Source organism: Pseudarthrobacter sp. J47 (assembly GCF_049810315.1).
In the GTDB taxonomy this organism is placed as follows: Bacteria; Actinomycetota; Actinomycetes; order Actinomycetales; family Micrococcaceae; genus Arthrobacter.
Genome location: NZ_CP187358.1, coordinates 3183498 through 3204477, shown reverse-complemented (window position 1 = coordinate 3204477; position 20980 = coordinate 3183498). Strand labels below are relative to the sequence as shown.

Below are 20980 nucleotides of genomic sequence, written 5' to 3'. Positions count from 1 at the left end.
TTCTTAAGGAGCCCCGCCATGACCACGAACAACGCCACCACCGAACAGCTGATCATCATCGGTTCCGGCCCCGCAGGCTACACGGCCGCCATTTACGCCGCCCGCGCAGGCCTGGCGCCCCTGGTCCTGGCGGGTGCCGTCACGGCCGGCGGCGCCCTGATGAACACCACCGAGGTGGAGAACTTCCCCGGTTTCCCGGAGGGGATCCAGGGCCCGGAACTGATGGATAACCTTCAAAACCAGGCGGAGCGTTTTGGCGCCAAGGTAGTGTTCGACGACGTCACGTCCGTTGATCTCAAGGGTCACCTCAAGACCGTGGTCACCGGCGCCGGAACCACCCACCGCGCGCCCGCCGTCATCCTGGCCACGGGCTCCGCGTACAAGGAACTGGGCCTGCCGGAGGAGAAGCAGTTCAGCGGCCACGGCGTGTCCTGGTGCGCAACGTGCGATGGTTTCTTCTTCCGCGAGCAGGACATAATTGTGGTCGGCGGCGGCGATTCCGCCATGGAAGAGGCCACGTTCCTGACCCGCTTCGGCAAGACCGTGACCGTTGTGGTCCGCAAGGGCGAGCTGCGGGCTTCCCGGATCATGGCGCAGCGCGCCAAGGACAACCCCAAGATCAAGTTCGCCTGGCATTCGGCCGTGAGCAAGATCCACGGCAACGGCAAGGTCACCGGCGTCACCCTGACGGACACCCGCACCGGCGAAACCCGCGAGCAGGCGGCCACCGGCATTTTCGTGGCCATCGGGCACGTTCCCCGGACCGAGCTGCTGGTGGGCCAGGTGGACCTGGACGCCGAGGGCTACATCAAAGTCGATTCACCCACCACCGTGACCAACCTGACCGGCGTGTTCGCGTGCGGCGACGCCGTGGACCACCGGTACCGCCAGGCCATCACCGCGGCCGGCTCGGGCTGTGCCGCAGCCCTCGACGCCGAACGCTACCTCGCGGCCCTCGAGGACGCCGACAGCATCGCCACCGCACTGGTCGAGGAACCCTCCCACAGCTGACCCACCCCCCCAACTAACTGGCACTTAACGCTCCCAAAACCCGCTTTTAAGCGCGTTATCTGCCAGTCAGTTGGGGCACATCCACTGAACCTGAGGAACGCCATGGACGCCGGAACCACCCTCCCTGTTGTTGTGATCGGGGCCGGGCCGGTCGGCCTCGCCGCCGCGGCCCATTTGCTGGAGCACGGCCTTGAGCCGCTCATCCTGGAGGCCGGTCCCGCAGCCGGTGCTGCCATTGAACAGTGGCGGCACATCCGGTTATTCTCGCCGTGGCGGTTCAACCTCGACGCCGCGGCGGTGCGACTTCTTGAGGGGGCCGTGGCCCCAGGCTCGACCACCGGGGCCTGGGAGGCACCTCGGCCAACCGCGCTGCCATATGGCGCGGAACTGATCGACCAGTACCTCACGCCGCTGGCTGCTCTTCCGGCCATCAGCAGCCGTTTGCACATCAACAGCGAGGTCATCGCCGTCACCCGCCAGGGAATGGATAAGACCCACCAGCGCAACCGGGACACCACGCCGTTCACCGTCCGGGTCCGGCACCGGGACGGCAGTACCCGGGACGTGGCAGCGGCGGCCGTGATTGACGCGTCGGGAACCTGGTCCACCCGCAATCCGCTGGGCAGCGCTGGGCTTCCGGCTGCCGGGGAAGCGAATGCCGCCGGCCGTATCTCTTCGCCGCTGCCGGATGTCCTGGGCCGGGACCGCTCTGCCTTCGTGGGACGCCGGGTGCTGGTGGTGGGCGCCGGGCACTCGGCAGCCAATGTGCTGATCAACCTGGCAGACCTTGCCAAAGCCGAACCGGACACCAAAATCATGTGGGCCATGCGTGGCGCCTCAGCCGCGAAGGTCTATGGCGGCGGAGACCTGGACGGACTCCCGTCACGCGGGCAGCTGGGCTCCCGCCTCCGCCGGCTCGTTGAAGCCGGGACCATCCAGCTCCACACCCGCTTCGGCATCGCCTCCATCAACACGCTCGATTCCCAGGTGACGCTCAAGGCGACGGACGGCCGCACCCTGGGTGCCGACGTCGTGGTTCCCTGCACCGGCTTCCGCCCGGACCTGTCCATCCTGCGCGAGCTCCGGCTGGAACTGGACCCGGCAGTGGAGGCTCCGCGGCAGCTGGGTCCGCTGATCGACCCCGAATTCCATTCCTGCGGCACCGTGGCCCCGCACGGCGCGTCGGTCCTGGCCCATCCGGAGAAGGACTTCTACATTGCCGGCATGAAGTCTTACGGCCGTGCGCCCACCTTCCTGCTGGCCACCGGTTATGAGCAGGTCCGGTCCATCGCGGCCGCGCTCGCGGGGGACAGGGAAGCAGCGGATACTGTGCGGCTGGAGCTGCCGGAAACGGGCGTTTGCTCGTCCGACGGCGGCGGCTGCTGCGACGAACCCGCCGCGGAACCCGTCCTGATCGGCTTCCCGACGGGGCTGTCCCACGGACGGTCCGCGCTCGGGGGTTGAGCCAGATCCGGTGGTTGAGCTTGTCGAAACCCTTGGATCTCGACGGGCTCGATCACCGGGGGCGGCTCGATCGCCGGGGCCTTACGTTTCCGCGCCCCCGTGCAGGCCATCGTCACTGCTGTCGTCTGACGGCGCGGTTCCGGTCTGATCGGACAGGTCCATGTTGCCACGGGCCTCGTCCATGGTTGGGCCGCCGCGGGGGACGTCGTACGTGTCCGGCCGGATGCCTTTCGCCTGCTCCTCGATCAGGGCCTGTTCCTCGCTGAAGCGGATCTCGTTCCCTTCATCGCCCGCGTCACCAGGTACGTCCTCCCTGACAGTGGACGGGTCCGGAACGATGTACCCCTGGTCCGGCTCTTCCTTCTCGTTACCCATGGCGAACCTTCCTTTCTGGTGACGTTGACGTGTTTACCTGTTGCCAACAGGCCGTTCGATCAGTTCGGCTTTGATGTCCTGGCCGTCGCCGTCGCGCAGGACCCGGAGCTGCACGGTGTCGCCCGGGTTATGCTTCCGGAGTTCGCCCAGGAGCTGTTCGGGGGTGCGGAGTTCCACGCCGTCGATCGATTCCAGGACGTCCCCCGGTTGAAGTCCCGCCTCACCGGCAGGCCCGCCGTCATCCACGGCCAGGACCACAATCCCGGAGTCGGCGTCGATGCCCAGCTGGTCCGCGATCTGCGCTGTGAGGGCGCCGGGGGTCAGGCCAAGGTAGGCGTGTTCAGCGGTGCCGTCAGCCAGCAGTTCCTCGGCAACCTCCACGGCGGTGGCGGCCGGGATCGCGAATCCCAGCGCCACGGCGCCGGCCTGCGGCGGGATGTACGCCTCGCTGATGCCCACCACTTCGCCGCGCATATTAACGACGGCGCCACCCGAGTTTCCGGGGCTGATCGGCGCGTCCGTCTGGATCAGGTCCACCAGGGACAGGCTCTGCTGGGCTGAATCGGGGATGGCGCGGTGCAGGCCGGAGATGATCCCGGCCGTGACGGTGTTCTCGAATCCCAGCGGCGACCCCATCACAATCACGTCCTCACCGACGCGCGGCAGCGTGGTCTGGAACGTCGGCGCCGGCAGGTTGGTCCGGTCCACCTGGATCAGCGCCAGGTCCGTCACTTCGTCCGCCGCCCGGACCTCGCCCGGAACCCGCTGCCCGTCCGCGAAACCCACCTCCACCTGCGACGATCCCCGGATCACATGCTCGTTCGTCAGGATCAGGCCCTCGGCCGAATAGACCACCCCGCTGCCCAGTCCGCCTTCGGTAAAAATGGTGACCATGGACGGCGCCAGGTCCTCCACGAGTTGAGGGATGCCGCGGGCGGAGGTACCGGCGTCGTTCGCTTCATTTCCCTGGGTGGTTGCGGGAGCGGCCGCGGTGGGCGGGCCGGTGGGGGACGGCGGGTCCTCGCCCGTGCAGCCAGCAAGTGCCAAAACTGCGGCGAAGAACGTGGCCGGGAGCGCATATTTACGACGGCGGCCCGGCCGGGTGAAGGTCCTTGCTGACGGTTCCACGACAACCCCCTGCTGACGATGGCTGTGCTTCCACGGTAGCGCGGTGGTTGAGCTTGTCGAAACCCCTACCCGGTGGTTGAGCCTGTCGATCAGCGCGGGGCGTGGAGGCCGTCGAAGGCTACGGTGATGACGTCGTCTGCCAGTTTGGCCGGGGTGAGCGGACCGCCGGGTTTGTACCATTCGACGATCGAGTTGATCATGCCGAACAGGAGCCGGGTGACGGTGCCGGGGTGGATGTCCTGGCGGAGTGTGCCGTCCTTGCTGGCGGCGGAGATGAGCGCGGAGACCTTGTGGTCGAAGGACCGGCGGCGTTCCAGGGCTGAGCGTTCGATCTCGGTGTTTCCCCGCAGTCGGAGCAGGAGGGTGACGAACGGCAGCCGGTCCACCAGTACGGCCACGGTTTCGCGGAGCACGAATTCCAGGCGGGCGTCCGCGGCTCCGCTTTGGGCTTGAGGTTGTTCCAGGATCGCTTCGAGGCCGCCCAGGGCGTGGTCAAGGGCGAGCTTGAGAAGGTCGCCCTTGGATGGCACGTGGTGGTAGATCGCGGACTTGGAGATGCCCATGTTCTCGGCCAGGATCCCCATGGACGTGGCGTCGTAGCCGTGCTTGTTGAAGACGTCGACGGCGATGCGCAGCACCGACTGCTGGTCGTACCCGGGCCGGCCGCGTTTGGTCGCTTCAGAAGTGGACATGCTGCCTAGTTTCTCATGAACGGTCGGTCAGGCCCGCAGGCGCTACGCCTTGGGTCGAAGGTCGTAGATCCGCTTCAGCTTTCCGTCGGACCGCTCCAGCGATCCGGGCTCCACCACGTCCACGGTGCACGAAGAACCCACGTGGATCTTGATCTGTTCGCGCAGGGTGAGTCCCGCCGTCGCGCTTTGCTCTTTGGATACGGATTCCCGGCGCTCGACGCGGACGGTCAGCTGGTCCATGCGCTGGCCTTCGGGGCGGGTGATTTCCAGCTGGAAGTGCGGGCTGAGCTCCGGGATCCGCAGCGCGATTTCCTCGATCTGGGACGGGAAGAGGTTGACTCCGCGCAGGATGATCATGTCGTCGCTGCGCCCGGTGATGCGGCCCATCCGGCGGTGTGCGGGGCGGGCGGTGCCGGGGAGCAGGCGCGTGAGGTCCTTGGTGCGGTAGCGGATGATCGGCAGGGCTTCCTTGGTGAGTGAGGTGAACACCAGCTCGCCGTGTTCGCCGTCGCCCAGCACGTTGTCCTTGCCGGCCACGGGGTTGAAGGCGTCGATGATTTCGGGGCGGAAGTGGTCCTCCCAGATGTGGCTGCCGTCCTGCGTTTCCACCGATTCACCCGCGACGCCGGGGCCCATCACCTCGGAGAGGCCGTAGATGTCGCACGCCTTGATGTTCATGGTCACCTCAAGCTCGTGCCGCATTTCCTGGGTCCATGGTTCGGCGCCCAGCACGGCGTACTTGAGCGAGGTAGACGCCGGATCGATTCCCATGTGCTCCATGGCGTCGGCGATGGTGAGCAGGTAGGTGGGCGTGGCCAGGATGGCGTCCGGCTTGAAGTCCTGGATGAGCTGGATCTGGCGTTCGGTCTGCCCGCCGGACATCGGGATCACGGTGCAACCCAGTGCCTCCGCACCGGCATGCGCGCCCAGGCCGCCGGTGAACAGGCCGTAACCGTAGGCGTTGTGCACCTTCATGCCCGGCCGGATCCCGGAGGCGCGGAAGCAGCGAGCCACGAGCTTGGCCCAGTCGGCAAGGTCCTTTTTGGTATAGCCGACGACGGTGGGCCGGCCTGTGGTGCCCGAGCTCGCGTGCACCCGGGCTACTTCGCTCTGCGGAACCGCGAACATGCCGAACGGGTACTCGGCGCGCAGGTCCTCCTTGGTGGTGAAGGGGAAGTTGCCCAGGTCGCTGAGTTCGCGCAGGTCGCTGGGGTGGATTCCGGCGTCGTCGAACTTGCGCTTGTACAGCGGGACGCGGTCGTAGGCGTAGGCGACGGTGTGCTGGAGGCGTTCCAGCTGCAGCGATTCCAGCTGGTCCCGGGACATGGTCTCCTCGGGGTCCAGTGTTGGGCCGGTTTCGGTCACGGTGGCTGTTTCATGGGCGGTGTTTGTCATTGTCTACTTCTTCGGGATAGTGCGGCTGCGGCCACGGAACTCGGCAATGAGTTCGCCGGGGAGCTCGCCGGGCGCTGGCGGGAGGTTGGGGGAGTCTGCGTCCGCAGCGGAGGAGGGATCGGCGTCGGAAGCGAAAACCTGGATGTCATAGATGCCGCTGCGGCCTGACTGCGAGCGGAGGCCTGCAACTGCGGTGATGATCTGGCCTTCGCGGGCGGGTTTGAGGAAATTGATGTCGACGCCGGCTGCAACGGTGATGCTCGCCGGCTCCCCGTTCTGGGGGTCAACGCTGTCCACGGGGTTACAGGCGAGGGCGAAGGCGGTGTCCGCCACGGCGAAGATCATTCCGCCGTGGGCAATGCCGAAGCCGTTGAGCATTTCCTGCCGGAGGGTCATCCGGATGGTGGCGTGGCCGGGGCGCAGGTGCAGTACCTGGATTCCGAGCCAGGCCGAGGCGTGGTCCTTCTCCAGAATGGGATGGGCCACCCCGGACAGCGTTGTCTCGACCATGCCTCATTGCCTCCAGCTTTAGTTACCGAATGTTCATTAGGTAATCCCATGGAGGGGTAGGCTGTCAAGGGTTGGCTGGGAATCGAGGCGCCCGCAAAGCGCAATTTGCGACAGGTACCGTGCAACCGGCGACAGATCCCGGCAGGCAACGATCTGAACTGGGCGTCTGCCCTAACGTAGGAGCTTGGGGGCGCGTTGCCCAGCAGTTTTCCCGAGTATCTGACTTCCGGAGAAGGGCCACAAGTATGACGCAGGACCAGCAGTTGAACAGCTCCGGCGTGAGCCGCCGAACCGTCACCAAGGGTGCGGCGTGGTCGCTCCCCGTCATCGCTGCAGCAATTGCTGCCCCGGCGGCCTCCGCGTCCGTCGTGGTTCCGGACCTTGGGGTGACTTTTACCGGCGCTGCGAGCTCTGCAGTCAGCAGCTTCGACGGCGGAACGGTCACCGCCGCGTTCGTCCAGCGCAGCATGATCGTGACCAACTTCGGCCCCACCGCAACCACGGGCAGCGAGACCCTCACGGTCACCTGGCCCGCGGACTACCCGATGCGCCTGATTCCGAGCTCCCTGGGGGCCGTCAACACGCTGACCCAGTCCACATTGACCTTGCCGGTCCTGCAGCCGGGCCAAACGCTGACCGTCAACATCTCTACCTATGGGGATCTGCCCGCGTCCGGCTTCGACGTCCAGCCCGTGAGCGGCACCTACGGAATTGTGGCCACTGTTTCCCCGGGCGGCTCCGTGACCTCGAATGACACTGCCGCCACCCAGGTCACCTTGACCGTGAACGCGTGGGACGCCCAGATCGTGGCGGACCCCGGAACCCTGAACGTCGTGGCGCAGGGCTTCGACATCAACAACGTCGGCACCGCGGCGATCCCCGCGGGCACGCAGTTCCAGCTGACCACCACCGGTATCTCTCTGCAGGCCCTCGGCGGAGACGGTCTGGCAGGCATCCTGGACGGTACCGTCTTCAGCCTCGTCTCGATCGGCGATGGCAACAACGCTGTCATCCAGCTGAGCAGCCCTGTTGCTCCCGGCGACACCGCCCGCCTCGACTTCGGCCTGGTGAGCGTGAACGTACTCTCCAGCTTCAGCCTTTCGCTCGTTTCCGAGGAGCCCCCGGGTGGCACCGGAGCCAATTCAGACTCCTTCAGCTGCACGCTGTTCCTCTGCTCCTAGGACGCAGTTCACACACCCCAAGCCGCCGAAGCCCGGGGAGCCGCGCTGCCGGGATGGAATGATGGGAGGACCGGCATCTCCTCGGCAAAGGGCGGACCCATGGCCAAAGGCATTTACGTCAGCGCAACCACTCCCGGCTCGGGCAAATCCCTTGTGGCCTTGGGCCTGGCGGATACCCTGCACCGGCACGCGGACCGGATCGGGTTCTTCAAACCCGTAGTCCATGGGCCGGACGTCAATCAGGACCCGATGGTTGCCCTCATGAAGTCCCGCTTCGAACTGGATGACGAGCGCTGCCGCGGCGGGCTAACCCAGGAGGAAGTGCGCTCGCTGCTGGCCGAGGGGAAGCGCGCGGAGATCGATGCCCGCTGCGTGGAGATCTTCGCGGACATCGCCCGGCACTGTGACGTTGTGATCGTGGAGGGGACTGACCTCACCGGCCAGGACGCCGCCGTCGAGTTCGATCTCAACGCCCGGCTGGCCAACAACCTGGCCGCTCCGGTGGTTGCCGTGGTGGGCGCGAAGGGGCGAACCGTGGCGGAGGCAAGTGCCGCCGTCGAGGTTGCCCGGAAGGAACTTGCGGCGGAAAAGTGTGCCCTCCTGGCCATCATGGTGAACCGTGCGGACGCGGACGACGTCGATGCTATCGCCGCCGAGGTGAAGCCCGGAGCTTCCGGACGTCCCGTGTATGTCCTGCCCGAGTTGGAGGAGATCGCGCGCCCCACCACCGGGGAGGTTGCGGCGGCACTGGGCGTCCGGCAGATCGCGGGCCGGCCGGATATGGAGCGCGATGTCCGGGACATCAAGGTCGCGGCCATGAACGTGGGCAACTTCCTGAACGTGCTGGATGAGGGCGCGCTGGTGATTGTGCCGGGGGACCGTGCCGACGTGATGGTGGCATGCCTCGCCTCGAGTTTCTCGCCGGAGTTTCCTGTGGCGTCGGCGCTGGTCCTCACCGGTGGCCTGGCCCCGGATGCCAACATTTACCCGCTGCTGGCCCAGGCGCCGTTCCCGGTCTTTGCGTCCGAGGAAGACACGTACACCACGGCGCGCCGCGTGTCTGAAGTCCGCAGCGAGATCTGGTCCGGGCACCGGCGCAAGGTGGCGTCCGCGCTGGGCCTGTGGTCCCGCCGCGTGGACGAGGCGGAGCTGGTGGAGCGCCTGCACCTGCCCCGCGCCGAGCGGATGACGCCGCTGCGCTTCCTGCACGACCTCATTGAACGGGCCCGCGCCGAGCGGAAGCACGTGGTGCTGCCGGAGGGCACGGACGTCCGGATCCTGCGGGCAGCCGAGATCCTGCACCGCCGGGACGTGTGCGACCTGACCGTCCTGGGGCCCGAAAGCACAGTGCGTGAGCTGGCGGCGGCGAACGGCATCGACCTCTCCGGGATCACCATCGTGGACCCCGCCACGTCAGAGCTCAGGCAGAAGTTCGCGGAGAAGTACGCCGAGCTGCGGGCACACAAGGGCGTGGACCTGGCCAAGGCCCTGGAGATCATGCAGGACGTCAGCTACTTCGGCACCATGATGGTCCAGCTGGGAGTCGTTGACGGGATGGTCTCCGGCGCCGCGCACACCACCGCCCACACCATCCGCCCTGCGCTGGAATTCGTGAAGACCCGCGAGGGCGTGAAGATCGTCTCCTCCGTCTTCCTGATGCTGATGGCGGACCGGGTGCTGGTCTACGGCGACTGTGCCGTGAATCCGGACCCGAACGTGGAGCAGCTGGCGGACATTGCGCTGGCCTCGGCGGAGACCGCCGCCCAGTTTGGCGTGGAACCCCGCGTAGCCATGCTGTCCTACTCCACCGGCGGCTCCGGAACAGGGGAAGCCGTGAAGGAGGTACGGCAGGCTACCGAACTGGTGCGTTCACGCCGCCCGGACCTCGCCGTAGAAGGTCCCATCCAGTACGACGCCGCCGTGGACGCCTCCATCGCCGAGTCCAAGATGCCCGGGTCCACCGTCGCAGGGCAGGCCACCGTGTTCATCTTCCCGGACCTCAACACGGGCAACAACACGTACAAGGCGGTGCAGCAGAGCTCGGGCGCAGTGGCTGTGGGGCCCGTGCTGCAGGGGCTCCGGAAGCCCGTCAACGACCTCTCCCGCGGCTGCACGGTGGAGGACATCGTGAACACGGTAGCCATCACGGCAATCCAAGCGCAGGCCGGTGGTTGAGCCTGTCGAAACCGTCGAAACGTCGAAACCTGATCTCGACAGGCTCGATCACCGATCGATCCCCGGTGGTTGAGCTTGTCGAAACCCCGCCCCGGACCTAGCTGTTGTCCGGTTTCGCCAGGCTGTCAGGGTCTTCCTGCTTGGCGGGTTCGTCGGAGAGGCCCTGCGGCGTGAGGTCCATCTTCTTCGGGTCCTTGGTTCCGTCGTCCCGCTCCGGCTTCTTGTCCAGTGGGGCGGTGCTGCTGGATCCGGTGTTGGTGGGGTCGTTGTCGTCGGCCTGCGTGGGTTCGTTCGTCATTTCGAAGGTCCTCTCGGCGTGGTCCGGCTGGTCTGCCGACTGTAGGCACACCGCGCCCCGCCCCGCAAGCACCCGCGAGGTGGCACTTAGCGGCAGTCGCGCCGGCAGGGACTGCCGCGAACTGCCATGTCGGCGCACATATAGTGGGACCAAACAGCGGTTGCCAGGCTGAGGAGGCCCCATGCTCGTGCTCGTCATCAATTCCGGCTCGTCGTCGCTCAAGTACCAGGTGCGCGATGTCGCCGCCGGGAGCGTGTTGACTGAGGGGCTGATCGAGAAGATCGGCATGGGCAACGGCGGGGAGGGTGACGGCGAGATCGAGGGCCCGCGCGACCACGCCGAGGCACTGGAACTGGTGGACGCGGCCATCCATGAGGAGCTGGGCGACCAGGAGCTTGGTGCCGTGGGGCACCGGGTTGTCCATGGCGGAGAGCGGTTTGCGGAGCCGGTGCTGATTGATAACGAGATTACCCGGGCCATCGAGCGCCTCAACCCGCTGGCGCCGCTGCATAATCCGGCCAATGTGCTGGGCATCCGGGCCATCAGCAGGAAGTGGCCGGACATGCCGCAGGTTGCCGTGTTTGATACCGCTTTCCACCGCACGTTGCCGGAGCACGCGTGGCGTTATGCCGTGCCGGATGAGCTGTACACGAACCACGGGATCCGCCGCTACGGCTTCCATGGCACCTCGCACGAATACGTCATGCACCGAGCTGCCGGGCTACTGGATCTTCCGGTGGAAGAGTTCGACGGCGTCATTGCCCACCTGGGGAACGGCGCCTCTGTCACGGCTGTCCAGGGCGGCCGGTCGGTGGACACCTCCATGGGTTTCACTCCGCTGGAGGGCCTGGTGATGGGCACACGGTCCGGCGACCTGGATCCGTCCATCCTGGTGTTCCTGGCCCGTGCCGGCTGGAACCCGGAGGACCTCGACTCCATGCTCAACCGTGAGTCCGGGCTCAAGGGCCTGGCCAGCAATAACGACATGCGCTCAGTGGTTGAGGCGTCCGAGGCCGGTGACCCGAAGGCTGCCATGGCGCTCGCCGTGGCTTCCTACCGGCTGGCCAAGTACATCGGCGGCTACCATGTGGCCGTTGGCGGGGCGAAGGCGCTGGTGTTCACTGCCGGAATCGGGGAGAACTCGCATCAGTTCCGCGCGCTTGTGGCAGACAAGCTGGGTGCGCTGGGCATAGAGCTCGACGCCGGCCTGAACCTTGAGCGGTCCAAGGAACCGCGGGTGGTTTCCACCCCGCAGTCGGCCATCCCTGTCCTGGTGGTTCCCACTGATGAGGAGCGGGCGATCGCGGAGGCGACTGCCGCCGTCGTGAGCTCCCAGTAACCCGCCCCGCCCCCAACTAGGTAGCAGTTAACGTCGTCATTTCGCGTTTTGACGACATTAACTGCGACCTAGTTGGGAGGGGACCGGTACAAAGTGAGCGGCCCTACTGACGCAGCCCGGCACCTGGCAGCAGGTCAACAGCGCCGAGGGAGTCGGCAATAAACGCGTAGTCCCAGGCCCGTTCGCGCCACTGCACGTACCGGCCGGACGCGCCGCCGTGCCCGCCGTCCATCTCGATCTTCATCACCACGGGCTCGGATCCGGTAGTCGCGGACCGAAGGGCCTGCACCCACTTGGCGGGCTCAACATACAGCACGCGGGTGTCGTTGAAGGAAGTCACCGCGGCGATCTTCGGGTACGCCACGGAACGGACGTTCTCATACGGCGTGTAGGACTTCATGTACGCGTAGACCTCGGGGTCCGTGATGGGGTTGCCCCATTCCTCCCACTCCAGGGCAGAGAGCGGCAGTTCCGGGTCCAGGATGGTGGTGAGCGCGTCCACGAACGGCACCTGGGCCAGGATGGCGGCGTACTTTTCGGGAGCCAGGTTGGCCACGGCGCCCATCAGGAGCCCGCCGGCGGACCCGCCCATGGCCGCAATCCGGGACGGCGAAACCCACCCGGAGGAGGCCAGCCAGTCTGTGGCGTCCACGAAGTCGGTGAAGGTATTTTTCTTCGCCAGTTTCTTGCCGTCCTCGTACCAGTGGCGGCCCAGTTCGCCACCACCGCGGACGTGGGCGATCACAAACACGATCCCGCGGTCCAGCAGGGACAGCCGTGCGATGCCGAAGCCGGGGTCCATGCTCATCTCGTAGGAGCCGTAGCCGTACACCAGCCCGGCGGCGGACGAATCGCGCTGCACTGATGCGTGGCGCAGGACGGACAGCGGAATGCGGGTGCCGTCCGCCGCCGTCGCCCATTCCCGGGTGGCCACGTAATCGGAGGCGGAATAGCCGCCCAGGACGGGGCTTTCCTTGCGCAGCAGCAGCTCGCCGGACGGAAGGGACGCGGTGGGCAGCACAAAGTCGTACACGCGGGACGGCGTGAAGTAGGAGGTGTAGCCCATCCGGATCACGGGCGCGTGGTAGTCCGATCCCGCCACGCTGGCCGTGTACAGCTCCTCGTCAAACGCGGGCTCCACCGGAGGCTGCTGCGCGGGCGTCCCCAGCCCGGGCAGCCCGATCACCTGGACGCGCTCAATGGTGTCTTTCCGGATGGAAACGATCAGGTGTGTGGCCGTAACGCCGGCTCCGTTGACGCGGACATCGTCGGAATGCTCGACGACGGTGCTCCAGTTCTGCTCTGACAGCGGCTTCGCCAGTTCCAAGGGATCCACGATTGACACCATGGAGTTCACGGCACCGCGGTTGTGGGTGAGCAGGATGCGTTCGGAGGTGCCGCCGTCGGGCGTGGGAAGCAGGAAGGGCTCCGCCTCGTAGAGCACGCGCTCGTTGCGGGACACCACGGTGGTCAGCTCCGCGGAGGGGTCATCGAAGCGCAGGAGGCGGGTTTCACTGTACTCGGAGCAGCCGATGCTGAGCACCAGGTAGCGGCGGTCCGAGGAGAGTTCGAAGCCCAGCCACATGGCGGCGTCGTCCTCCTGGTAGATCACCTGGTCCTCGCTGACCGGTGTGCCCAGGACGTGCGCCTTCACCTGGTACGGGCGCCAGGAGTCATCCACCACCGTGTAGAAAATGCGGCTGCCATCCGGGTCGAAGGAGACGCCGTAGAAGACGTTCTCGATCACGTCCGGCAGCAGTTCGCCGGTGCGGAGGTCCTTGATGCGCAGCGTAAAACGTTCGTCGCCGGCGTTGTCCACGGCGTACGCGTAGAGGTTGCCGTCCTTGGTCACGGCGGTGCCGCCTATGGAGAAGAACGGCTTGCCCTCGGCTTCAATGTTGCCGTCCAGCAGCACCTCTTCGCCGGGAATCTCCACACCCGGTTCAACGGACGGCGGGGTCCAGTCGGCCACGGGGTTGCCGGTGTCCTGCGCACGGACGCGGGACTGGATCCCGTACTCCTTGCCCTCCACTGAGCGGCCGAAGTACCACCAGTCGTCCTTGCGGTGCGGCACGGAGAGGTCTGTTTCCTGGGTGCGGCCCTTGATCTCCTGGAAGATGGCCTCGCGCAGCGGTGCCTGGTGCGCCGTGACGGCTTCCTGATAGGCGTTCTCGGATGTCAGGAGATGCACGACGTCGGCAGATTCCTTATCGCGCAACCATTCGTACGGATCCACGAAAGTATCTCCGTGGTGCGTGCGTTCCTTCGGAACCTTGCGTGCCACGGGAGGGCGGGGAGCCTTATCTGCGGCTGGCGCCCCCTGGGCGGAGCTGGGCGTGGTTTCCGGGGACGGCTGCAGCGGAGTCTGGGTCATGCTTCCCAATATATGGCGGGCTCCGGACAATCCGATGGCCCGTTCGCTACCGGGGTAGCCCTGTTGCCTTCCGGCGGTCCGGCGTATCGTGGGAATGCGTCCAGAAACCCGATGAGTTCGGAAAGGACTGAGTATGACTATCCCTCCAGTGCACGAGCCCGAGCCGATGCCGGAGCCGGGGCCAGAGCCTGGCCCGCCGGATCCCACTACGCCGCCGAATCCTTATCCCAGCCCGGATCCGTTCCCGGTGCCCGGGCCCGCACCCAATCCGCCGCCGGGTCCGTTCCCCAATCCCGGTCCGCTGCCAGTCCCGGATCCGGGGCCCACGCCGCTGCGTCCGGGGGAGTAACCCAACACGCGAAAACTGACTGGCAGCAGACGTCGTCAAAACACGAAGTGACGACGTCTGCTGCCAGTCAGTTGGGGGAGCGTGGCGGAAGACCTAGCGCCGCGGCGCAGCCCTCCCCGGTGCAACGTCGCGCTTGCCGGAGAGCACCACGCCCAGGGCGATCATGCCGATGCCCAGGACCAGGTGCAGCCAGTTGTCGGCGTCGTTGACGGGAACAAAGTTGGCTGGCGAGTCGTGGCCCACGATCAGCCCGTACAGCCACAGCACCAGGTAGATCAGTCCGCCGTAGAGAAGGTAGTTGCGGGCCTGTCCGGGGGTGCGGGCCATGAGCATACCCGCCACGCCGAACAGCAGGTGGACGATGTTGTGCAGCACCGAGACCTGGAAGACGCCCAGCAGCAGCGCCTCGGATTCGTGCCCGGCCATGCCCAGGGCGGGGTAGTTGCTGGTGATTCCCGGGATGAAGCCGAGGATGCCGACCAGGAGGAACACCGCGCCCACCACCCTCGCGGCGGTCTGGAGGCGGGTGCTGCCTGACGTGCGGGCTGTGGTTGCCATGGAGTGCTCCTTCTTGTTGTGGGCGGGTTGTCAGTGGTGGGTCAGAGGCGCTCGGTGTTGCGGCGGCGCCACCAGAGAATGCCTGCGGAGACCAGTACCAGGAGCAGGATGGCCGTGATGACCAGCGGCGCCCAGCCCAGCCGGTTCGATTCCTGTTCCGCGGTTTCACCGGTGCCGGGGTTGACCGGGTTGGCGCTGGTGGGGTCCGCTGTTGGCGCCACGCTGGTGGCGGTGGGGGTGGGAGCAGGGGTCGACGCCGTCAACGCCACTACCGCCGGGGCGTCCCGCGCCGCTGTGGTTGTGTCTGCTGCGCTCGCGGTGGTGCCCGGGGTGCCGATCGCCAGGGTCAATGCCACTGTGAGGGCCGCGAGCATTGCGAGCCATACCTTGAGCATGTGTCCTCCTGCTGCTGTGATGGTTCCTTCGGGATAATAGTAAGCATGCTTACTCATAAAAGTAAGCATGCTTTGTAAATCCCTTGGCGGGAAGTCCTAGGGACCCATCTCCAGCAGCAGTCCGGGGAGCTCGTCCGCCAGTTCGCGGGCCAGGAATCCCAGCGGACCCATGCGGCTGGCGAGCCTGTCCGCCGCGGCCGCATGGAGGTGGCTTGCCCAGCATGTTGCCTGCTCGCTGGAGGCGCCACGGGCGCGCAGGCCGGCGGTTGCCCCGGCAAGGACGTCCCCGCTTCCGGAGGTACCCAATCCGCCCCGGCCCGTACCCAGGCGCCACAGCTGGACGGACCGGGAATCGGGGCCAGAGCCGGAACCGGAAGCAGTGGAGCCCGAGGCGATGACTCCCTGGCATGTCACAACGGCCCCGTAGCGCTGCGCAATAGCCGCGATGCCGCCGTCGAGCTCTTCCGGTTCTTCCCCCAGCAGGACGCCGGCTTCCTTGGGATTGGGGGTGAGGATGAGCCGGCCGGCCCATGGTTCCAGCAGGGTGCCCAGACGGGGGAGGCAGCCCAGGGCGTAGGCGTCCACCACCCAGGTGGGCCCGGAATCCGCAGGCCGGGAAGCGGACCAGGCCAGCAGCCCGCGAAGGAGCGTTTCGGCTTCGTCGATGTCGTCCAGCCCGGGGCCCACCAGGACGGCGTCGGCGTGCTTCAGGGAATCCCCCAGCACCTCGGCAACGGCGTCCGGCCAGGAAAAGGACACGGAGCCGGATGGGGACTCCGGAAGCCCGACGACGCCGCACTCCGGAAGTGCCACCGCCACGTGGGGTGCCACGGACTGCGCCACGGCAAGGGTGAGGTGCCCTGCTCCGGCACGCAGGGCGGCAGTCCCGCCCAGGAGGACGGCGCCGGGCGTGGAGCGGGCGCCGCCAATCACCACTACGGAGCCGCGTGAGTATTTGTCCTCTCCGGCCTCGGGGAGCGGCCAGTCACGCAGCAGCAGGGGAGTAATCGTGCGCGCTGACTCGGGCGCGGAAACCTCATCGCGGCTGGACACTGGCATCCCCTCCGTGTTCCGTGACCGTGACGCCAAGGCTGCTGAGGTGGCTGGTCTGGTTGAAGTCCTGCAGCGTCCAGGCACCCTCGCCGGAGGGGCGGACAAAGGTTGTGGTGGAGGCGTTGGCCACGGTGGTGGTGGCCGCCAAATCCAGGATGTCGCGTTCGGACAGTCCTTCCAGGATGTAGCGGAACAGCAGCACCACGGCGTCATGGCACACCAGCATGATCCGGTGGCCGCTGCCCAGTGCGTTGAGTTCGGCCACGATCGAGCGGAGCCGCAACGCCACGTCCGCCCATGATTCGCCGCCCGGCGGGCGGTAGTAGAACTTGCCCAGCCACCGGCGCCGTTCAGCCTCGTCCGGGAAGCGCCGCTCCACGCCAAGCTGCGTCAGCATGTCAAGGATGCCCAGTTCCCTGTCCCGAAGGCGTTCGTCGGAGCGCACCGGAACGTCCCAGTCGGCTTCCCGTACCGCGATCTCCGCAGTCTCGCGGGCGCGCGCATAGGGGGAGCAGAGTACGACGTCGGCCCTCCGGTCCGGTGCCACGGCCGCCATTCTGCGGCCCAGGGCTGCGGCCTGTTCCCGGCCTGTGGGGGAGAGGAGTACGTCGGCGTCGCGGGCGGGGACGTCAATCAGCTCGATGCCGCCGAGTTGGGCGGCGGTTGCTGCGACGTTCCCTTCGCTCTCCCCGTGCCGGACCAGGACAAGTTCCACGGCCCCTGACATCCGGCCCGCGGGTATGGATTCATCGGTGGCCAAACTCGATCACCCCAATTTCGACAGTGTGCTTAGTATTTGCCTACTGTACTACTGGTGGTGAAGAGGCTGGTGGGGGCGCGGATCTTATTGCAGAACGAAGACCCAGACGATGACGGCCAGCGTGACGGCTGCCAGCACTCCTAGCGCAATGTTTCCAAGCAGCTGAAGGCGCTTTTGCTTGCGGTTGTCGGTCTCATAGCTGTTCCCCATAAAACAATCCTAGGGCAACCCCGCTATACACAATGATCAGCCTACTTGGCAAGTCAAGTTCGAATTAGGCTGGCCGCCGCCGCGGAGCAGCCGGAATGATCAAAGGCAGGAAACGGACATAGAGGATCATCCCGATCAGCTCGACCAGGGTCTGCGTGACGACCACCAGGGACGCCAGGGCCAATGGCCCGGGAAGCGCCAATGCCAGCGGCAGCACCACCAGCGAATTACGAGTGGCACCGCTGAACACTACTGCGCGAGTTGCCGCCGGCGTGAGGCCTGACGTTCTGGCCGCTATCATCCCCAACGGAACCATCACCAGCAGGAAGACCGCGTATAGCGGGACCACGGCCAGCAGCGACCTTATTTCCTGGCCGACGCCCACGATCTGAGAGCCGACGACCACAGCCAGGGTGGCCATCATCAGCGGAACCATCAAGGCCTGCATCACGTCCTTGACCAATCGGCCAGGTAGCGCCCGGCGGGCCAACCCCTGAGTCAGCGCGGCGGCTGCAAGCGGGATGATGATCAGCATGATGAGGGCGTCAACGAAGGGCGCCGGATCAATGGCTGCAACAAGATCGGACCCTACAAAGACCAGGAGATAAACCGGCAGTAGAAACATCTGCGCCAGCATTAGCACTGGAGCTGCAGCCAGGAGACGCTCACTGGAACCGCCAGCCAACCCGCTGAAGACGATGACGTAATCAATGCAGGGTGTCAGCAGCACCAGCAGGACGCCAATCAGCAGGGCTTGTTCACCAGCGATAAAGCGGGTTAGCCCGAACACCACCAAGGGAACGACGATGAAGTTCAGAACCATCACCGTTGCCAGAAACCGTACGTCCCTTGCTGCTTTGCCAATGGACGCAAAAGGAATGCCCAGGAAGGTCGCGTACAACAGTAAACCGAGCACCGGGTTGATTGAACGTTCCAGCACCCCGGCGGAGCCGGGCGCCAGGAAACCAGCCGCGCCGCCAACGGCTATTGCCGCGAGGTACAGGCCGATCTGGTGGCGTTCCATCCAGCCCACAAAATTCCGAGCGGTCACCGTCGACGTACATCATGACCAGCCTGCCGGCAGGTCAATTGCCGTTCTGGAAGTTGTTGGACGTGATGTAGTCGCCCAGGGTGTCACTGGCCATGGCATTGGAAATATTGGCAATCGCCTCCGGATTCGGCAGCACGATTGACTGGCCGTCGGACGAGGTGCCGATTCCGTTCGTGGGCAGTGTGAACATGGCGATGTCCTGCTGGCGGATGTCCTTGAGCTCGAGGCCAAGGCTCGCCAAGGCTCCGGAATTCAGGGTCCTATCAACGCTGACGAAGGGGGCCATGGATTGAACCATGTTGTTGATGGTCACCGGGTTGGTCAGGGTTTCGGCGCTGATGGTTTTGCCGATAATCGCTTTCAGAAAGGCCTGCTGGTTCCGAACGCGCTGGTAGTCGCCGTCGGCAAAGGCATAGCGCTCGCGAACGAACGCGAGTGCCTGTTCGCCGTTGAGCAAGTTTGGTCCTGCCTTGAACTGATAGCCCTCAGCATGACCGGAGGTAAACCCGATACTGCTGGTAACTTCTACTCCTCCCAGTGCATCCGTCAAGCCCTTGAAACCCTCGAAATCCACCATTGCCACGTGGTCGATTCGCTGGTTGAAAAGCGACTCCACTGTTTGCACCATCAGGGGGACACCACCGTAGGCCAGGGCGGAGTTGATTTTCGACTGGCCGTGGCCGGGGATGTCCACCCATAGGTCCCGCATGAGCGAAACGGTGTAGACGTTTTTCCGGTCTGCAGGGATGTGAAGCAGCATGAGCGTGTCTGCCCGCTGGTCCGTCGCTGCACCGTTAGCCGCATCCACTTCCGTTGCGCCCCGGCTGTCGCTGCCCATGAGCAGGATGTTTTTGGCTGAGGTGCCGTTCACAGGCTCGGCGGGTTTGGGGCGGTTGGATTCTTCCGGAAATGCTTGCTCGATCTTGTCTGTATTTGAATCAAAGGTGTTGGCCAGGTTAAAGACGTAGCCGCCTGCCACCAATGCCGCTACAAGAACGAGGCAGCCTATGACGATGAGGGCTGTGCGTCCTTTCCTCCGTTTCCGCGGTGGCTCAGGTACAGATGGCTCATCGAAGGAATTTTCCAGGATGGGAGGCAGTGACATGTGATCCTTGAACGTCGAAGGCAGGTTTTTGGATAGTATCAAGTGGCTTGCCTGTCGCCGCCTGGGAGTGGCCGAACGGCTCATCAAGCAGAGGGGGAGTCATGAGCTTCACTGTGTGGCGCAAAGCGTCGCTGGTTGCCGAAGTTACCCACGATGGTGTTGACCGCGTGGCGCTCCTTCATCTGGACGCGGACCAGCCAGTGGTCCTCGAGGGACCGGCCGCCCGGATCTGGGGCCTTATTGACGGCGTGTCAAGTGAGGGAAAAATTCTTGAGGAGTTAGCCGAATATTACGGTGAACCGATATCCACTATCGCTGCTCAAACCGCTGATTTTCTGAATTCATTGGCAGAACAGCAACTCATCGAATCCGTGCCCGTTACTAGCTGAAGTGGTCCCACCTGTGAATTCTCCCGTTGAGCAACGTGATTTGATCTTAGATGTCTTTGGCACTCAGTTCGTTGTGGCTTGGGGATCCGGAGTCACGTCCGCCCAAGCGGCGGACCTGGGGAGCGCCTGGAGCCGCTGTGTTAATCCTGCCCCGCTGCTCAACGGAATCCGGGCCGAGGAAGGCACCGATGCCAAGCCGTTTACCGCCTGCTTGACCCGGGTTGATGGGGAATCTGTTGGATCGCACCTTCAAGTGGCCGCCGGTTCATTCGAGGAACTCGCCGAGCTCATTTCGTCCTACCTCACGCTTCGGGCCATTGATGCCCAGGCGGGGAAGCTCACCATGCTCCACGCTTGCGGGATCGCGGACCCTGAGTCGGGCAGGGTCCTGGCATTGGTGGCAAAGTCCGGGACGGGAAAGACGACTGCGTCGCGGATCCTGGGCCAAAGCTTTGGCTACGTCACTGATGAGACGATTGCCATCCAGCCTGATGGCGTGGTGCGGGCGTATCCCAAACCCTTGTCAATCAAGAACGGTGGCCTGTTTAAGGAGCAGGTAAGCCCTGACGGGCTTGGACTGCTGGAGGCTCCAGATGCGGTGCACATACACGGCATTGCTTTGCTAAACCGCCGACACGACTGGAAGGGTGAACCGCTGGTCGAGAAAGTTCCTTTAGTCGACGCGGTCTTGGCACTGATTCCGGACACCTCATCCCAAGGGCGAATTGAACGGCCGCTCCAGTCGCTCTGCCGGCTGATCGATAGGGTAGGCGGTGTCTGGCGCGTGGAGTATTCGGAAGCCGAGGATTTGACGGGAGCCCTTGCCCATCTCTTCGAACCGAGGGAACCAGACGATGCGGGATGGTCTGCTCCGCCCCCTGCAGCTGCGTTCGGCGAGGTACCGCCGGGTTACTACGTCCGACTAAATCCGCAAGATGTGGTGGAGATCGATGGCGAGCTCATCCTGCTCACAGGTGCCGAAGTCGTTCGGCTAAGCGGCATCGCTCCCACCATTTGGGAACTCGCAGGTGCTCCGGTCACTATGGATGGAATTGTGCGCGGCCTCGAAACACGCCACGGGCTGCCGGAGAACTATCAACTGCTGGTCGACGCAGCAATCAGCGAAATGACGGCCAAGCGACTAATTCGACTCGAAAGAAGCTGAACG

General features: G+C 65.3%; 21 protein-coding genes. 7 read left to right on the top strand and 14 right to left on the bottom strand.

Going from position 1 to position 20980, the window contains the following annotated elements; translation table 11 throughout:
* Positions 1-18: 18 nt before the first annotated feature.
* Both trxB and ACPJW8_RS14695 read left to right on the top strand, forming a co-directional pair.
* Entirely contained in the window at positions 19-1011 is a 993-nt protein-coding gene (gene trxB / locus ACPJW8_RS14700) for a thioredoxin-disulfide reductase (protein ID WP_330187259.1), read from the top strand.
* A 102-nt stretch (positions 1012-1113) separates the two neighbouring features.
* The gene (locus ACPJW8_RS14695; RefSeq protein WP_330187260.1) at positions 1114-2475 is read left to right on the top strand and encodes an FAD-dependent oxidoreductase; all 1362 of its coding nucleotides are present in this window, start codon (positions 1114-1116) and stop codon (positions 2473-2475) included.
* Between the two features lie 81 nt (positions 2476-2556).
* On the opposite strand, the gene ACPJW8_RS14690 is transcribed toward ACPJW8_RS14695, so the two are convergent.
* The 5 genes from ACPJW8_RS14690 to ACPJW8_RS14670 all read right to left on the bottom strand — a co-directional run bounded on the left by ACPJW8_RS14690 (position 2557) and on the right by ACPJW8_RS14670 (position 6575).
* Positions 2557-2850, bottom strand: coding sequence for a hypothetical protein (locus ACPJW8_RS14690; protein ID WP_330187261.1), 294 nt, complete (start codon positions 2848-2850; stop codon positions 2557-2559).
* 33 nt (positions 2851-2883) lie between these two features.
* A complete protein-coding gene (locus ACPJW8_RS14685) occupies positions 2884-3978 on the bottom strand; it encodes a S1C family serine protease (protein WP_330187262.1) in 1095 nt (364 codons plus the stop codon).
* Between the two features lie 89 nt (positions 3979-4067).
* Complete coding sequence (locus tag ACPJW8_RS14680; protein WP_330187263.1) at positions 4068-4670, bottom strand: TetR/AcrR family transcriptional regulator; 603 nt, start codon at positions 4668-4670, stop codon at positions 4068-4070.
* Positions 4671-4712: 42 nt separating this feature from the next.
* On the bottom strand, positions 4713-6065 hold the full coding sequence (gene paaK / locus ACPJW8_RS14675; RefSeq protein ID WP_330187264.1) for a phenylacetate--CoA ligase PaaK: 1353 nt from the start codon (positions 6063-6065) through the stop codon (positions 4713-4715).
* 3 nt (positions 6066-6068) lie between these two features.
* A complete protein-coding gene (locus ACPJW8_RS14670; RefSeq protein ID WP_330187265.1) occupies positions 6069-6575 on the bottom strand; it encodes a hotdog fold thioesterase in 507 nt (168 codons plus the stop codon).
* Between the two features lie 245 nt (positions 6576-6820).
* Here ACPJW8_RS14670 and ACPJW8_RS14665 point away from each other — a divergent pair, with 245 nt between their 5' ends.
* Together ACPJW8_RS14665 and pta are read left to right on the top strand one after the other, a co-directional pair.
* Positions 6821-7756, top strand: a complete 936-nt coding sequence (locus ACPJW8_RS14665) for a hypothetical protein (RefSeq protein WP_330187266.1) — start codon at positions 6821-6823, stop codon at positions 7754-7756.
* A 99-nt stretch (positions 7757-7855) separates the two neighbouring features.
* Complete coding sequence (pta, locus tag ACPJW8_RS14660; RefSeq protein ID WP_330187267.1) at positions 7856-9931, top strand: phosphate acetyltransferase; 2076 nt, start codon at positions 7856-7858, stop codon at positions 9929-9931.
* A gap of 97 nt (positions 9932-10028) precedes the next feature.
* Here the strand turns inward: pta and ACPJW8_RS14655 are convergent, their stop codons facing one another.
* The gene (locus ACPJW8_RS14655; protein ID WP_330187268.1) at positions 10029-10229 is read right to left on the bottom strand and encodes a hypothetical protein; all 201 of its coding nucleotides are present in this window, start codon (positions 10227-10229) and stop codon (positions 10029-10031) included.
* A gap of 181 nt (positions 10230-10410) precedes the next feature.
* On the opposite strand from ACPJW8_RS14655, the gene ACPJW8_RS14650 reads away from it, so the two are divergent.
* Positions 10411-11568 (top strand): acetate kinase, encoded by a 1158-nt coding sequence (locus tag ACPJW8_RS14650; RefSeq protein WP_330187269.1) that lies wholly within the window; start codon positions 10411-10413, stop codon positions 11566-11568.
* A 103-nt stretch (positions 11569-11671) separates the two neighbouring features.
* Here the strand turns inward: ACPJW8_RS14650 and ACPJW8_RS14645 are convergent, their stop codons facing one another.
* The 8 genes from ACPJW8_RS14645 to ACPJW8_RS14610 all read right to left on the bottom strand — a co-directional run bounded on the left by ACPJW8_RS14645 (position 11672) and on the right by ACPJW8_RS14610 (position 19423).
* Positions 11672-13942, bottom strand: a complete 2271-nt coding sequence (locus tag ACPJW8_RS14645; protein ID WP_330187270.1) for a S9 family peptidase — start codon at positions 13940-13942, stop codon at positions 11672-11674.
* Between the two features lie 442 nt (positions 13943-14384).
* Positions 14385-14849, bottom strand: a complete 465-nt coding sequence (locus ACPJW8_RS14640) for a DUF4383 domain-containing protein (RefSeq protein ID WP_330187271.1) — start codon at positions 14847-14849, stop codon at positions 14385-14387.
* A gap of 41 nt (positions 14850-14890) precedes the next feature.
* The gene (locus ACPJW8_RS14635) at positions 14891-15301 is read right to left on the bottom strand and encodes a hypothetical protein (RefSeq protein ID WP_330187272.1); all 411 of its coding nucleotides are present in this window, start codon (positions 15299-15301) and stop codon (positions 14891-14893) included.
* A 39-nt stretch (positions 15302-15340) separates the two neighbouring features.
* The gene (locus ACPJW8_RS14630) at positions 15341-16303 is read right to left on the bottom strand and encodes an ADP/ATP-dependent (S)-NAD(P)H-hydrate dehydratase (RefSeq protein WP_330187273.1); all 963 of its coding nucleotides are present in this window, start codon (positions 16301-16303) and stop codon (positions 15341-15343) included.
* On the bottom strand, positions 16281-17024 hold the full coding sequence (locus tag ACPJW8_RS14625; RefSeq protein ID WP_330187481.1) for a histidine phosphatase family protein: 744 nt from the start codon (positions 17022-17024) through the stop codon (positions 16281-16283). Before ACPJW8_RS14625 ends, ACPJW8_RS14630 begins: the two co-directional genes overlap by 23 nt.
* 117 nt (positions 17025-17141) lie before the next feature.
* Positions 17142-17267: a hypothetical protein gene (locus ACPJW8_RS14620; RefSeq protein ID WP_330187274.1), complete on the bottom strand. Its 126-nt coding sequence runs from the start codon at positions 17265-17267 to the stop codon at positions 17142-17144.
* A 64-nt stretch (positions 17268-17331) separates the two neighbouring features.
* Entirely contained in the window at positions 17332-18291 is a 960-nt protein-coding gene (locus tag ACPJW8_RS14615; protein ID WP_330187482.1) for an arsenic resistance protein, read from the bottom strand.
* A 61-nt stretch (positions 18292-18352) separates the two neighbouring features.
* Positions 18353-19423 carry an LCP family protein gene (locus ACPJW8_RS14610; RefSeq protein WP_330187275.1) on the bottom strand — a complete coding sequence of 357 codons (1071 nt, stop codon included), beginning with the start codon at positions 19421-19423 and terminating at the stop codon, positions 18353-18355.
* Positions 19424-19524: 101 nt separating this feature from the next.
* Here ACPJW8_RS14610 and ACPJW8_RS14605 point away from each other — a divergent pair, with 101 nt between their 5' ends.
* The gene (locus tag ACPJW8_RS14605) at positions 19525-19812 is read left to right on the top strand and encodes a PqqD family protein (protein WP_330187276.1); all 288 of its coding nucleotides are present in this window, start codon (positions 19525-19527) and stop codon (positions 19810-19812) included.
* A 13-nt stretch (positions 19813-19825) separates the two neighbouring features.
* Complete coding sequence (locus ACPJW8_RS14600) at positions 19826-20977, top strand: hypothetical protein (RefSeq protein WP_330187277.1); 1152 nt, start codon at positions 19826-19828, stop codon at positions 20975-20977.
* Positions 20978-20980 lie beyond the last annotated feature (3 nt).

What these genes read in the sequence shown, in the direction of transcription:
- ACPJW8_RS14680 (WP_330187263.1), bottom strand. Translation starts at nt 4,670, where the DNA reads ATGTCCACTTCTGAAGCGACCAAACGCGGCCGGCCCGGGTACGACCAG.
- pta (WP_330187267.1), top strand. Translation starts at nt 7,856, where the DNA reads ATGGCCAAAGGCATTTACGTCAGCGCAACCACTCCCGGCTCGGGCAAA.
- ACPJW8_RS14645 (WP_330187270.1), bottom strand. Translation starts at nt 13,942, where the DNA reads ATGACCCAGACTCCGCTGCAGCCGTCCCCGGAAACCACGCCCAGCTCC.
- ACPJW8_RS14655 (WP_330187268.1), bottom strand. Translation starts at nt 10,229, where the DNA reads ATGACGAACGAACCCACGCAGGCCGACGACAACGACCCCACCAACACC.
- ACPJW8_RS14690 (WP_330187261.1), bottom strand. Translation starts at nt 2,850, where the DNA reads ATGGGTAACGAGAAGGAAGAGCCGGACCAGGGGTACATCGTTCCGGAC.
- ACPJW8_RS14640 (WP_330187271.1), bottom strand. Translation starts at nt 14,849, where the DNA reads ATGGCAACCACAGCCCGCACGTCAGGCAGCACCCGCCTCCAGACCGCC.
- trxB (WP_330187259.1), top strand. Translation starts at nt 19, where the DNA reads ATGACCACGAACAACGCCACCACCGAACAGCTGATCATCATCGGTTCC.
- paaK (WP_330187264.1), bottom strand. Translation starts at nt 6,065, where the DNA reads ATGACAAACACCGCCCATGAAACAGCCACCGTGACCGAAACCGGCCCA.
- ACPJW8_RS14635 (WP_330187272.1), bottom strand. Translation starts at nt 15,301, where the DNA reads ATGAGTAAGCATGCTTACTATTATCCCGAAGGAACCATCACAGCAGCA.
- ACPJW8_RS14665 (WP_330187266.1), top strand. Translation starts at nt 6,821, where the DNA reads ATGACGCAGGACCAGCAGTTGAACAGCTCCGGCGTGAGCCGCCGAACC.
- ACPJW8_RS14620 (WP_330187274.1), bottom strand. Translation starts at nt 17,267, where the DNA reads ATGGGGAACAGCTATGAGACCGACAACCGCAAGCAAAAGCGCCTTCAG.
- ACPJW8_RS14615 (WP_330187482.1), bottom strand. Translation starts at nt 18,291, where the DNA reads ATGGAACGCCACCAGATCGGCCTGTACCTCGCGGCAATAGCCGTTGGC.
- ACPJW8_RS14695 (WP_330187260.1), top strand. Translation starts at nt 1,114, where the DNA reads ATGGACGCCGGAACCACCCTCCCTGTTGTTGTGATCGGGGCCGGGCCG.
- ACPJW8_RS14650 (WP_330187269.1), top strand. Translation starts at nt 10,411, where the DNA reads ATGCTCGTGCTCGTCATCAATTCCGGCTCGTCGTCGCTCAAGTACCAG.
- ACPJW8_RS14630 (WP_330187273.1), bottom strand. Translation starts at nt 16,303, where the DNA reads ATGCCAGTGTCCAGCCGCGATGAGGTTTCCGCGCCCGAGTCAGCGCGC.
- ACPJW8_RS14605 (WP_330187276.1), top strand. Translation starts at nt 19,525, where the DNA reads ATGAGCTTCACTGTGTGGCGCAAAGCGTCGCTGGTTGCCGAAGTTACC.
- ACPJW8_RS14610 (WP_330187275.1), bottom strand. Translation starts at nt 19,423, where the DNA reads ATGTCACTGCCTCCCATCCTGGAAAATTCCTTCGATGAGCCATCTGTA.
- ACPJW8_RS14670 (WP_330187265.1), bottom strand. Translation starts at nt 6,575, where the DNA reads ATGGTCGAGACAACGCTGTCCGGGGTGGCCCATCCCATTCTGGAGAAG.
- ACPJW8_RS14625 (WP_330187481.1), bottom strand. Translation starts at nt 17,024, where the DNA reads ATGTCAGGGGCCGTGGAACTTGTCCTGGTCCGGCACGGGGAGAGCGAA.